Origin of the sequence: Leifsonia shinshuensis (genome assembly GCF_022606355.1) — a bacterium.
GTDB classification, from domain to species: Bacteria; Actinomycetota; Actinomycetes; order Actinomycetales; family Microbacteriaceae; genus Leifsonia; species Leifsonia shinshuensis_B.
Map to the genome: position 1 here is coordinate 376146 of NZ_JAHHZQ010000005.1, position 12253 is coordinate 388398.

11 protein-coding genes are annotated in these 12253 nt (G+C 67.8%); 10 read left to right on the plus strand and 1 reads right to left on the minus strand.

Translation table 11 applies throughout. The features are described 5' to 3' along the window. Window positions 1-217: 217 nt before the first annotated feature. The 5 genes from rpsL to KNO15_RS20485 all read left to right on the plus strand — a co-directional run bounded on the left by rpsL (window position 218) and on the right by KNO15_RS20485 (window position 6526). The gene (gene rpsL, locus KNO15_RS20465) at window positions 218-592 is read left to right on the plus strand and encodes a 30S ribosomal protein S12 (RefSeq protein ID WP_011186743.1); all 375 of its coding nucleotides are present in this window, start codon (window positions 218-220) and stop codon (window positions 590-592) included. Beyond that, entirely contained in the window at window positions 592-1062 is a 471-nt protein-coding gene (gene rpsG / locus KNO15_RS20470; protein WP_055913932.1) for a 30S ribosomal protein S7, read from the plus strand. The genes rpsL and rpsG overlap by 1 nt, the downstream gene beginning before the upstream one ends. A 121-nt stretch (window positions 1063-1183) precedes the next feature. Next, entirely contained in the window at window positions 1184-3298 is a 2115-nt protein-coding gene (gene fusA, locus KNO15_RS20475) for an elongation factor G (RefSeq protein ID WP_308220463.1), read from the plus strand. A gap of 114 nt (window positions 3299-3412) precedes the next feature. Beyond that, window positions 3413-4606: an elongation factor Tu gene (gene tuf / locus KNO15_RS20480; RefSeq protein WP_064109785.1), complete on the plus strand. Its 1194-nt coding sequence runs from the start codon at window positions 3413-3415 to the stop codon at window positions 4604-4606. 147 nt (window positions 4607-4753) lie between these two features. After that, window positions 4754-6526: a choice-of-anchor L domain-containing protein gene (locus KNO15_RS20485; RefSeq protein ID WP_241705696.1), complete on the plus strand. Its 1773-nt coding sequence runs from the start codon at window positions 4754-4756 to the stop codon at window positions 6524-6526. Window positions 6527-6818: 292 nt separating this feature from the next. On the opposite strand, the gene KNO15_RS20490 is transcribed toward KNO15_RS20485, so the two are convergent. Continuing rightward, complete coding sequence (locus tag KNO15_RS20490; RefSeq protein ID WP_241705698.1) at window positions 6819-7745, minus strand: hypothetical protein; 927 nt, start codon at window positions 7743-7745, stop codon at window positions 6819-6821. Between the two features lie 168 nt (window positions 7746-7913). On the opposite strand from KNO15_RS20490, the gene KNO15_RS20495 reads away from it, so the two are divergent. The 5 genes from KNO15_RS20495 to rplC all read left to right on the plus strand — a co-directional run bounded on the left by KNO15_RS20495 (window position 7914) and on the right by rplC (window position 12252). Beyond that, entirely contained in the window at window positions 7914-8918 is a 1005-nt protein-coding gene (locus tag KNO15_RS20495) for a glycosyltransferase family 2 protein (protein WP_241705700.1), read from the plus strand. Then, on the plus strand, window positions 8915-9835 hold the full coding sequence (locus KNO15_RS20500; protein WP_241705702.1) for a glycosyltransferase family 2 protein: 921 nt from the start codon (window positions 8915-8917) through the stop codon (window positions 9833-9835). The genes KNO15_RS20495 and KNO15_RS20500 overlap by 4 nt, the downstream gene beginning before the upstream one ends. Next, window positions 9832-10914, plus strand: a complete 1083-nt coding sequence (locus KNO15_RS20505; protein ID WP_241705704.1) for a glycosyltransferase — start codon at window positions 9832-9834, stop codon at window positions 10912-10914. The genes KNO15_RS20500 and KNO15_RS20505 overlap by 4 nt, the downstream gene beginning before the upstream one ends. Window positions 10915-11269: 355 nt before the next feature. Continuing rightward, entirely contained in the window at window positions 11270-11578 is a 309-nt protein-coding gene (rpsJ, locus tag KNO15_RS20510) for a 30S ribosomal protein S10 (protein ID WP_005050520.1), read from the plus strand. 14 nt (window positions 11579-11592) lie between these two features. After that, on the plus strand, window positions 11593-12252 hold the full coding sequence (rplC, locus tag KNO15_RS20515) for a 50S ribosomal protein L3 (protein WP_208041267.1): 660 nt from the start codon (window positions 11593-11595) through the stop codon (window positions 12250-12252). The last annotated feature ends 1 nt before the right edge of the window (window position 12253 follow it).

Below are 12253 nucleotides of genomic sequence, written 5' to 3' on the forward strand. Positions count from 1 at the left end.
ATTCCATGCCTGGCGACAGGCGCCCTCGCGGGGGAACGGGCGAGCCGGCACGTACTCATCCGATGGGCAAGGGAACCGCACGGAACCCTGGCCCCCACGGCATATCGGCCATCGGTCCGATACTCCTCATTTCCCGAGCGACCCGCGAAGCGGGTGGATCGGGGTGCGGAGAAAAAGCAACAACTGTCACCGTGCAGTCCATATAAGGAGAAGTTCAGTGCCAACCATTCAGCAGTTGGTTCGGAAGGGCCGGACGCCGAAGGTCACCAAGACCAAGGCCCCCGCCCTGAAGGCCAACCCCCAGCAGCGCGGCGTGTGCACCCGTGTCTACACCACCACCCCCAAGAAGCCGAACTCCGCGCTCCGCAAGGTCGCCCGCGTCAAGCTCTCGAACGGGACCGAGGTCACCGCGTACATCCCCGGTGAGGGCCACAACCTGCAGGAGCACTCGATGGTGCTCGTGCGCGGCGGCCGTGTGAAGGACCTGCCCGGCGTCCGCTACAAGATCGTCCGCGGCGCCCTCGACACCCAGGCCGTCAAGAACCGCAAGCAGGCTCGCAGCCGCTACGGCGCGAAGATGGAGAAGAAGTAATGCCTCGCAAGGGTCCAGCTCCGAAGCGCCCCGTCGTCGCCGACCCGGTGTACGGCGCGCCGGTCGTCAGCCAGCTCGTCAACAAAATCCTCCTCGACGGCAAGAAGGGCCTCGCCGAGCGCATCGTCTACGACGCGCTCGAGGGCGTCGCCTCCAAGTCCGGTCAGGACGCGGTCGTCACGCTCAAGAAGGCGCTCGACAACATCCGCCCGACCCTCGAGGTCCGCAGCCGCCGCGTCGGCGGCTCGACCTACCAGGTGCCGGTCGAGGTCAAGCCGCACCGCGCGAACACGCTCGCGCTCCGCTGGCTCACCAGCTACGCCAAGGGCCGTCGTGAGAAGACGATGACCGAGCGTCTCACCAACGAGATCCTCGACGCGTCGAACGGTCTGGGTGCCGCGGTCAAGCGCCGCGAGGACACCCACAAGATGGCCGAGTCGAACAAGGCCTTCGCCCACTACCGCTGGTAGGCCCTACCGCCGGTAGTCGCAGGGCCGCTGGTAACACTTTTCGTCGTCCGGGCGTTGTACTCCATCGGAGTGCTCCGCCCGGGCGGCACCCCTTCCACTCTCTATTTTTCGGAGGAACCCTGTGGCACAGGACGTGCTCACCGACCTGAAGAAGGTCCGCAACATCGGCATCATGGCCCACATCGATGCCGGCAAGACCACCACGACCGAGCGCATCCTGTTCTACACGGGCGTCAACCACAAGATCGGTGAGACCCACGACGGTGCGTCGACCACCGACTGGATGGAGCAGGAGAAGGAGCGCGGCATCACCATCACGTCCGCGGCCGTGACCTGCTTCTGGAACAAGAACCAGATCAACATCATCGACACCCCCGGACACGTCGACTTCACGGTCGAGGTGGAGCGCTCGCTCCGCGTGCTCGACGGTGCCGTCGCCGTCTTCGATGCGAAGGAGGGCGTCGAGCCCCAGTCGGAGACCGTGTGGCGTCAGGCCGACAAGTACGTCGTCCCGCGTATCTGCTTCGTCAACAAGATGGACAAGCTGGGCGCCGACTTCTACTTCACCGTCGACACCATCGTCTCGCGCCTCGGCGCCAAGCCGCTGGTGATGCAGCTCCCGATCGGTTCCGAGTCCGACTTCGTCGGCGTCGTCGACCTGGTCGAGATGCGCGCGCTGGTCTGGCCGGGCGATGCCAAGGGCGACGTGACCATGGGCGCCAAGTACGAGGTCCAGGAGATCCCCGCCGACCTCCAGGAGAAGGCCGAGGAGTACCGCAACCGTCTCCTCGAGACCGTCGCCGAGACCGACGACGCGCTGCTCGAGAAGTTCTTCGGCGGCGAGGAGATCACCGTTCCGGAGATCAAGGCGGCGATCCGCAAGCTCACCGTGAACAACGAGATCTACCCGGTCCTCTGCGGTTCCGCGTTCAAGAACCGTGGCGTCCAGCCGATGCTCGACGCCGTGATCGACTACCTCCCGTCGCCGCTCGACGTGCCCGCCATCGAGGCGCACAACCCGCGCGACGAAGAGGAGGTCATCCTCCGCCACGCCGACGCCAGCGAGCCGTTCTCGGCCCTCGCCTTCAAGGTCGCCGTGCACCCGTTCTTCGGTCGCCTGACCTACGTGCGCGTGTACTCGGGCCGTGTCGACTCCGGTGCCGCTGTCGTGAACTCGACCAAGGGCAAGAAGGAGCGCATCGGCAAGATCTTCCAGATGCACGCCAACAAGGAGAACCCGGTCGACTTCGTCACCGCCGGCAACATCTACGCGGTGATCGGCCTCAAGGACACCACCACCGGTGACACCCTGAGCGACCCGGACAACCAGGTCGTGCTCGAGTCGATGACCTTCCCCGAGCCCGTGATCGAGGTGGCCATCGAGCCGAAGACCAAGGCCGACCAGGAGAAGCTGGGCACCGCGATCCAGAAGCTGGCCGAAGAGGACCCGACGTTCCGCACCGAGCAGAACCAGGAGACCGGCCAGACGGTCATCAAGGGCATGGGCGAGCTCCACCTCGACATCCTCGTCGACCGCATGAAGCGCGAGTTCAACGTCGAGGCCAACGTGGGCAAGCCCCAGGTGGCCTACCGCGAGACCATCCGCCGCGCGGTCGAGAAGTACGACTACACCCACAAGAAGCAGACCGGTGGTTCCGGTCAGTTCGCAAAGGTGCAGATCAGCCTGGAGCCCATGGAGGTCACCCCGGAGACCTCGTACGAGTTCGTGAACGCCGTCACCGGTGGTCGCGTGCCGCGCGAGTACATCCCCTCGGTCGACGCGGGCATCCAGGACGCGATGCAGGTCGGCGTGCTCGCCGGCTTCCCGACGGTGGGCGTCAAGGCGACGCTCGTCGACGGTGCGTCGCACGACGTCGACTCCTCGGAGATGGCGTTCAAGATCGCCGGCTCGATGGCCTACAAGGAGGCTGCTCGCAAGGCGAACCCGGTGCTCCTCGAGCCGCTCATGGCGGTCGAGGTGCGTACGCCGGAGGAGTACATGGGCGACGTCATCGGCGACCTCAACTCCCGCCGTGGACAGATCCAGTCCATGGAGGATGCGAGCGGCGTCAAGGTCGTGCGCGCCAACGTCCCGCTGTCCGAGATGTTCGGCTACATCGGTGACCTGCGGTCCAAGACCTCGGGCCGCGCGGTGTACTCGATGCAGTTCGACAGCTACGCGGAGGTCCCGAAGGCTGTCGCCGACGAGATCGTCCAGAAGAGCAAGGGCGAGTGACCTCGGTCACTGCTCCCAGGCAACATCCCGTAACATAAGAAACCAAACCCGTAGACCCTCCGGTCGAAATCCGTCGACCGGGGTGTCTGCACGAGAGTCCTGAGGAGGACCACAGTGGCTAAGGCCAAGTTCGAGCGGACTAAGCCGCACGTGAACATCGGAACCATCGGTCACGTCGACCACGGCAAGACGACGCTCACCGCGGCGATCTCCAAGGTGCTTGCTGACAAGTACCCGTCGGCGACCAACGTGCAGCGCGACTTCGCGTCGATCGACTCGGCTCCGGAAGAGCGTCAGCGTGGTATCACGATCAACATCTCGCACGTCGAGTACGAGACGCCGAAGCGCCACTACGCGCACGTCGACGCCCCTGGTCACGCCGACTACATCAAGAACATGATCACCGGTGCTGCTCAGATGGACGGCGCGATCCTCGTGGTCGCCGCCACCGACGGCCCGATGGCTCAGACCCGTGAGCACGTTCTGCTCGCCAAGCAGGTCGGCGTTCCGTACCTGCTCGTCGCGCTGAACAAGTCCGACATGGTCGACGACGAGGAGATCCTGGAGCTCGTCGAGCTCGAGGTCCGCGAGCTGCTCTCCAGCCAGGACTTCGACGGCGACAACGCTCCGGTCGTGCGTGTCTCCGGCCTCAAGGCTCTCGAGGGCGACGAGAAGTGGACCCAGTCCATCCTCGACCTCATGGAGGCCGTTGACGACTCGATCCCGGACCCGGTCCGCGACAAGGACAAGCCGTTCCTGATGCCGATCGAGGACGTCTTCACGATCACCGGTCGTGGCACCGTCGTCACCGGTCGTGCCGAGCGTGGCACCCTCGCCATCAACTCCGAGGTCGAGATCGTCGGCATCCGCCCGACGCAGAAGACCACGGTGACGGGTATCGAGATGTTCCACAAGCAGCTCGACGAGGCCTGGGCCGGCGAGAACTGTGGTCTGCTCCTCCGCGGCACCAAGCGCGAGGACGTGGAGCGCGGCCAGGTCGTCGCGAAGCCGGGTTCGGTTACGCCGCACACCAACTTCGAGGGCACTGCCTACATCCTCTCGAAGGACGAGGGTGGCCGTCACAACCCCTTCTACACGAACTACCGTCCGCAGTTCTACTTCCGTACCACCGACGTCACCGGCGTCATCTCGCTGCCCGAGGGCACCGAGATGGTCATGCCCGGCGACACCACCGACATGTCGGTCGAGCTCATCCAGCCGATCGCCATGGAGGAGGGCCTCGGCTTCGCCATCCGTGAGGGTGGCCGCACCGTGGGCGCCGGTACGGTGACCAAGATCAACAAGTAAGTCACCGCCCGGTTCACCGGGCAGACTCACTCGGCGAGGGCCGGATCCGCAAGGATCCGGCCCTTTGTCGTTCCTCCCGCCTCGACTGGGCTTGGCGTTCGCCGGCTGACTCTGATACATATTGGAGGTTACATTTACTTCGAGGTGATGATGTCTCTGCGTTCCCCCGCTCAAGCCCTCCGTTCCGTCTGTGCTCTCGCCCTGGCTGTCTGCGCGGGGGCGCTCGCCGACCCAGTGGGCCAGGCGGCCGTCGCGTCGCCCGGGCAGCAGGTCATCGACAGCGCCGACGTCTCCGTGGACGAGCTGGTCGCCCGGCTGGTGGGTGCGGGCGCGACCGTGTCGAACATCGCTTTCACCGGCGATCCGCGTGCGATCGGCTCGTTCGCCGGGATGTCGGCGATCGGGCTGGATGCGGGCATCGCTCTGAGCACCGGTGCCGTCCTATCGACCATCGCTGGTCCGCACGGCTCGGGCGCGTCGACCCGTCTGGGGTCGGCCGGTGATGCCGACGCCTCAGCGCTCGCGGGTGCGGAGACCTTCGATGCCGCCGTGCTGGAGTTCGACGTCGTACCGCGGGCGAACTCCCTCTCGATCGCGTACGTCTTCGGCTCGGCCGAGTACGAGCACTGGATCGGCAAGGGCTACAACGACGTCTTCGCGATCTTCGTCAACGGCCGCAACTGCGCGGTCATCGAGGGCGAAGCGGTGCGGATCGACACCGTGAACGCGAACGTCAACGCCGCCCTGTATGTCGGCAACACCACGGGATCCGTCGACACGGCCCTGAACGGATTCACCGTGCCGCTGTCGTGTGTGGTACCCGTCGAGCCCGGCGCGGTGAACCGTGTGAAGCTGGTGATCGCCGACGCGGCCGACGCCGACCTCGACTCGACCGTGCTTCTCGCGGCCGGTGGTCTCACCTCGAACACAGCGCCCACCGCCGGGGACATCTCGTTCACGGTCTCCGGCGAGGCGAAGGCAGCCGTGACCTTTCCCGGGTTCGACGCTGATGGAGACCACCTGACCTACACAGTGACGTCCGGGCCGATGCACGGAACGTTCGCGCTCGACGGCCCAGGCGGCACGTACACCCCTGCGCGCGGTTACCTCGGCCCGGATGCCTTCGAGTACGTCGTGTCCGACGGCCTCACGACGTCCTCTCCCTATCGCGTGGCGATCGAGATCGAAGTACCCGCGGGGTCTGCGCCGCCTGTCCACGACGTGCGGTACTCGACCGTAGCCGGCGAGGACACGGTCATGACGCTGGTCGCCCGCTTCGCCGACGATCTCGAGTACGACGCATCCACCGTCGAGTTCGACATCGTGCGTGCCCCCGCTCACGGAACTCTCTCCGGCACCGGCGCCCAGCGCACGTACCGCGCGACCGAGGGCTACGAGGGCGCCGACTCGTTCGACTACACCTCATCGGCGATCGCGGGCGCGCCAGGCTCCACGCCGCTGAGCGCTGGCCCAGCCGGTGCGCCCACGACAGCGCGCGCGGAGCTCCTCGGCCCGGCGGCGACAGCGAGCGCCGTGAGCTTGGTCCTCCGCGGCTCGGACTTCACCCCCACCGCGTTCAGTGCGTCCACCGCGTCCACTGCGTCCACCGCGTCCACGGCGCCCACCTCGGCCGTCGCCTCCCCGCTCGAACCGACCCGAGTGGTCAGCGACCCGATCACGGTCCGGCTCGATGTCGTCGCCCGCCCTCTGCCGCAGACGCAGCCGCGCTCGGTGCCCGTCTTCCCTCCGGCTCCGGTGGCGGTGGCCCCGCCCAACGCCGGTGAGCGCGTGGCCCGTACCGGCACGGAGATCGCTCCCGTCGCCGGATTCTCTGTGATCGCCCTCCTCGCCGGTGTCGCCGTTCTGGCCTCCCGTTCGGTTCTGCGGGCGCGTCACCCCGGGTCTCGCGCGGGTCGATGATCTCCGGGGGGTTTACCTCCCGGCTACTCGGGCGCAGAATTGACGCACCGTTTCAACCGAACGGATCCGTCGACGAAGGGAGAGTGCCTATGGTGAGCATGGACCTCGCAAACCAGACCAAGCCGCTGACCGGATCACGGATGAAGAGTTCGGATACCGCATAAGCGGACTTGGAACCACGAGGACGGCGGCGCGAGGCGCCGTCCGGGGCGGGATCGACGAAAGTCGGTCCCGCCTTTTCGTTCTCGCCGACGGCGAACCCCCTCACGCCCTACGACGCGCGTCCTCGTGATCACGGTCTGAGCCCGAGTTCGGCAAGCCGGGACTTGGCGTCGAGTGGAACACCCTCATTGGCGAGGAACGCGGCCATCCTGTCGACCCGACGCCCGGTCTCCCAACGCCAGCGGAGGACGCGCAGGCCGGCCGCCTCGATCCGCCGCTCACGCTCGGCTCGAGCCGCGAGCACGTCCCACCCGCCGCGCGAGCGATTAAACGCCGGGTGAAGCAGCTTCTCGGCGCCGTCTGCCTCGCCCGCGAGTCCGAGAGCCGGCCAGCAGAAGTCGAGACGCCCGACGAGGCCGTTCAGATCGTGGAGCGGAACCTGCAGCTCGGGAGGCGGCGCACCGGCGAGTGCCATGGTCGCACGGCTGACCGACTCGAGAGGGGATTCGGCGCGGCCGTCCGCGAACCGGGCGACCGCCAACGCACGCGAGCGTTCGCCGGGGTCGACCAGGTGCTCGGCGGCCCCGACGATCTCGGCCCGTGTGGCGAGCGGGGCGCGTTCGTCGAACGCTCCGGCGGCCAGGGCGTGGTCGGCGATCACCACCCCCTCGACGAACGACGTGCGTCCTGCGAGGTGGGCCACCGTCTGCGCCGGAGAGGTCACCCGCAGGCCGTGGCGACGCTGGGGTCTCAGCTCAGGCGTCCGGGGATGCGCCACGACGCCCCGGTCGGCCGAGCCGGCAGGGCCCGCGGCGAGGATGTGGACCGTCGACGGGGGAGCGTTCAACATCGGCAGATCGTGGAGGAGCGCGGCAGACCAGTAGGCGAAAACCGCCGGCCGCGCGCGGCTGCAGGCGACGAGCTGCAGGCGCTCCAGGTGCTCTCGTCTGGTGCGAGCGCGGGCGATCTGGCGGAGGGTCGTCCGCCGCCCGGGCTCGACCACCCGGAGGTGGACGCGTGTCGCTGTGGTCTCGGTGGTGCGGGAGAGTGCTGCCATGCACTCAGCCTGTCGTCCAGGAGCCCCCGAGGACGCGTCAGGGCGACATCTGTGGATCATCGAGCTGCGCGCCGACCTGAGGAGGACTTCACCCGTATCGGTCGAGTACTGTGCGTCGCCGGCCGCAGCGAAAAGAAATCTTACCCGCAGTAGTATGACCGACACACCATGTCACATCCAGATTCCGAGTACCCGATCAGCATCGTCGTCTGCTTCCACAACGCCGGCGGCACGGTGGAGCACGCCTTGGAGCGGCTCGACCGCCTCGGCCGCGGTGCCGAGCTCGTCCTCGTCGACGATGCCTCACGCGACGACACCCTCCAACGGTTGCGCACGTGGTCGGCGGGCAATCCGCACGCCACGGTCGTCGCGCTCGACGAGAACCACGGTCCGGCCCTGGCACGCAACGTCGCGCTCCGACACGTCCGACGCGACTATGTGTGGTTCGTCGACGACGACGACGAGCCGGCAGCGGACGCGCTCGAGATCTTCGATCGACTGATCCGCGCGAGTCGTCCCCACCTCGTGTTCGCCCGGGCGCGCTTCCGCTCGGCCGATGGTGCGGAGCGCTGGGTCGACGGCGTCGACGAGTCCGGCGTCATCGATCGCGAGCAGGCCCTGCTGCGAGTGCTCGGCGGTGACGTGCAGGGCTTCCTCTGGAGCAAACTGTTCCATCGGTCGGTGCTCGCTGACGCGCCGTTCGGCACCGAGTACCCCCAGGAGGATTTCGTCGGCGTGATCGGAGCCGTCGAGCGCAGCGAGCGGGTCGTCCTGTCACCGAACTCCGTGTACACCTATGTCGAGCGGCCGGGCTCGTTGAGCCGCGGGCGGCGTCCCGACTTCGGCCGGTACGCCGTGGCCAGGGACGTCGCGGTCGCCGCAGCCGCGCGCGCCGGGGTCGACCCCCGCGCCGTCGCCTACTTCCGGCTCTGGTTCTATGCGATCGCCGTCGCCTTCGTCCCGATCCGTCGGCGCGCCCCCCGACCCGACGTCCGCGAGGGTCTCCGACTCGCGCGAACGGAGCTCCGCACGCTGAACCTCGGCGACTGCGCCGCGATCGACCGTCGCGCGGCGCTCCACGGCCGCATCATCGCGGCGTCGGGCCGCCTGTACCCGCTGCTGCTGACGCCCGCACTGTGGCTCCACGATCGGCTCAGGAGGTTCCGCTCATGACTCCACGCCACGCCCGGGTGTCGGTCGTGATCCCGACCATGAACACCCGCGCCGCCCTCCACGACGCCGTCGCGTCCGCGCTCGCCCAGCGCGACGTCGAGGTGGAGGTGGTGGTCGCGATGAACGGCAGGGGCGAGAGCCCCGAGTTCGCCGATCCGCGTGTGCGGGTCGTCCGCTCCGATCCCGCAGATCGTGGGAACGGCGCCAGGATGGCGGGGATCCGCGCCGCCCGCCATGAGCTGATCGCACTTCTGGACGACGACGACAGTTGGGTGCCGCACAAACTCCGGGACCAGCTCGAGGCGGTGCGCGAGCGCGCGGGCGCTGACGACAACTGGCTGATGTCGTGCGCCATCACCGAGCTCGACACCCTCACGGGCGAGACGCGGATCGTCCCGACCGAACCGGTGCTCAGCGTCTTGAGCATCTCCTACTACCTCCTCGCGCGACCCCGGCTCCGCTCGGTCTCCCCGCAGTTCGCCTCGTCGACCATGCTGTTCCCCCGCGCGCTCGCCCTCCGGGAGCCGTGGGACACCTCCGTGCGTCTCCATCAGGACTGGGAATGGCTCGTGCGGCTGGAGGCCAACCGCGGAACCAGGATGCTGTGCGTACCGGACCCGCTCGTGCAGCGGCCGGTGAGCCATTCCGACTCCCTGACGACCGCGCCGGACTGGCGATCGAGTCTGGAGTGGGGAAAGCGCCATCTGATGGACCACTCCGCGCGCATCCGCGGGGACTTCTTCCTCACCATCCCGGCCGATCGCGCAGGCCGGGCGGCGAGCGCCGCCGGGCTCCTCGCCTGCGCGAGCGCGGCGATACGGCACGGACGTGCGGGCTACGGGGCCTGGGCCTACTTCGGTGTGACGGTGGTGCGCGCCGCGCGCAACGGCCTGCGCAGGGTGGGGACGAGCTCGTGAAGGTGGGCTACGGCCGCGTGTGGGACCCGGCGTACCCCCGCAACTCGCGCATCCGCTCGTATCTGGTGCGCCGATTCGACGCCGACATCACGGTCAACCGGCGCTACGAGGGATCGCGCACCCGCCGGATCCCGCATGACGTAGGCACGCTCCTCTTCGGGCTGGGCGGAAAGCAGCTGTACATCCTGGCGGAGTTCTCGCTCCCGTACGCCGCCCTGCTCTGGATCGTCGCCCGTCTCAACCGTGGCGTCCTCGTCGTCGACGGCTTCGTCGGGCAGTACGAGACGATGGTCGAAGACTGGAAGAAGGCCCGGCCGGGCACTGTGCGCGCTCGGTGGTACTCCCTCGTCGACCGGATCGCCTATCGCGTCGCCGATCTCGTGCTCATCGACACCCGGGTCCGTGCGACCGCGCTCGCCGGGGCCCACCCGGGCACCGAGGTGCTCTCGCTGCCCGTCGGAGCGCCCGCCTGGGCGGTGCCGGCGGCCCGGCGGGACGCGCAGCGCGGCGGACCCACGAACGTCCTCTACTACGGCAACTACATCCCGCTGCACGGCCTGCCGATCGTCCTGGACGCCGTCGCGCGGGCGGCGCGCGAGACCGACCTGGCCGTCACTTTCATCGGTCACGGAACCCCACGACCGGAGATCGAGCGCCTGGTCTCCGAACTGGGGCTCGACAGGGTCGTCCGGTTCGTGGACCCCGTCCCCGAGGAGGAGCTCGCCGGCCATCTCGCCGAGGCGGATGTCGTACTCGGGATCTTCGGCGACTCCGACAAGGCCCGCACCGTCATCGCGAACAAGGTCTGGCAGGGCCTGGCCTGCGGTCGCACGGTGGTGACGCGCACGTCGCCAGCGCTGGCCGAGATCGCCGATGTCTGCGGCGGCCAGCTCGTGCAGATCGACGGCGTGGACGACGCACAGCTCGCGCGGGAGCTGGCCTCCGCGTTGGTGACGCTGTCGCGGGGAGGAAGCCCCGTGGCGACCGGGACGGCCGCTGCCCTGGAGGGCTACGTCGCGTCGCAGTACGACGCTTTCGGGCGTCGTCTGGAGGAACTCCTGGCCGCCCGGAGGCGATGACCCCCGAGCCGCGACACGCCCGGGTTGCAGCATTGCCGTACATCTGGCAAACTTGTCTGGTTCAACATTTCGGAACGAGCGCACTCACGTGCGCTCCGAACGGATCACTGCCAGGCAGTGCATAGCCCACCGCGGGAGTCTTCGGACCGGCGGTCGAGGGGTTAGGCCGCAGGTAGCAGGACATGCTCACAATCGACATCCTCGAGAAACAGGCCAGAGGTCTGTGCTCAGGGCGGTGCGTGAGTTGACAGAAGAATAGTGGCGTTCCCCACGCGTACGTCGCACTGCGTCCAATGCGAGGAACGGTTCGAGAGAGCCGTCTCGTACGACGCCATAACAAGAGAGAGAGTCAGACATGGCGGGACAGAAGATCCGCATTCGGCTTAAGTCGTATGACCACGAGGTCATCGACACCTCGGCGCGCAAGATCGTCGACACGGTGACCCGTGCAGGCGCGACCGTCGTCGGCCCGGTGCCGCTTCCCACCGAGAAGAACGTGGTGTGCGTCATCCGTTCGCCCCACAAGTACAAGGACAGCCGCGAGCACTTCGAGATGCGCACGCACAAGCGGCTGATCGACATCATCGACCCGACGCCGAAGGCCGTCGACTCGCTCATGCGTCTCGACCTGCCCGCCGACGTCAACATCGAGATCAAGCTCTGAGGGGGAGTGCCGCTATGTCCAACATCGACAGCAAGACCTCCAAGGGCCTCCTCGGCAAGAAGCTCGGCATGACCCAGGTCTGGGACGAGAACAACAAGCTCATCCCCGTGACCGTCATCGAGATCACGCCGAACGTCGTGACCCAGGTCCGCACCCCCGAGGTCGACGGCTACAACGCCGTCCAGATCGCCTACGGCCAGATCGACCCGCGCAAGGTGAACAAGCCGGCCGCCGGCCACTTCGAGAAGGCGGGCGTCACGCCGCGCCGTCACCTCACCGAGGTCCGCACCGCCGACGCCGCCGAGTACTCGGCCGGCCAGGAGCTCACCGTGGACGCCACCTTCGAAGCCGGCCAGCTGGTCGACGTCGTCGGCACCTCCAAGGGCAAGGGCTTCGCCGGTGTCATGAAGCGCCACAACTTCCAGGGTGTCTCCGCTTCGCACGGTGCGCACCGCAACCACCGCAAGCCGGGCTCCATCGGCGCCTCCTCGACCCCGAGCCGTGTCTTCAAGGGCATGCGCATGGCCGGTCGCATGGGTGGCGAGCGCGTGACCGTCCTGAACCTCAAGGTCCAGGCCGTCGACGCCGAGAAGGGCCTGCTGCTCGTCAAGGGTGCCGTTCCCGGCGCTCGTGGCCGCATCGTTTTCGTCCGCAACGCAGTGAAGGGGGCCTAAG

Excerpts from the sequence above, each read along its gene's own strand:
- KNO15_RS20495 (WP_241705700.1), top strand. The coding sequence starts at position 7,914 with ATGTCACATCCAGATTCCGAGTACCCGATCAGCATCGTCGTCTGCTTC.
- KNO15_RS20500 (WP_241705702.1), top strand. The coding sequence starts at position 8,915 with ATGACTCCACGCCACGCCCGGGTGTCGGTCGTGATCCCGACCATGAAC.
- rpsJ (WP_005050520.1), top strand. The coding sequence starts at position 11,270 with ATGGCGGGACAGAAGATCCGCATTCGGCTTAAGTCGTATGACCACGAG.
- rplC (WP_208041267.1), top strand. The coding sequence starts at position 11,593 with ATGTCCAACATCGACAGCAAGACCTCCAAGGGCCTCCTCGGCAAGAAG.
- rpsG (WP_055913932.1), top strand. The coding sequence starts at position 592 with ATGCCTCGCAAGGGTCCAGCTCCGAAGCGCCCCGTCGTCGCCGACCCG.
- KNO15_RS20490 (WP_241705698.1), bottom strand. The coding sequence starts at position 7,745 with ATGGCAGCACTCTCCCGCACCACCGAGACCACAGCGACACGCGTCCAC.
- KNO15_RS20485 (WP_241705696.1), top strand. The coding sequence starts at position 4,754 with ATGATGTCTCTGCGTTCCCCCGCTCAAGCCCTCCGTTCCGTCTGTGCT.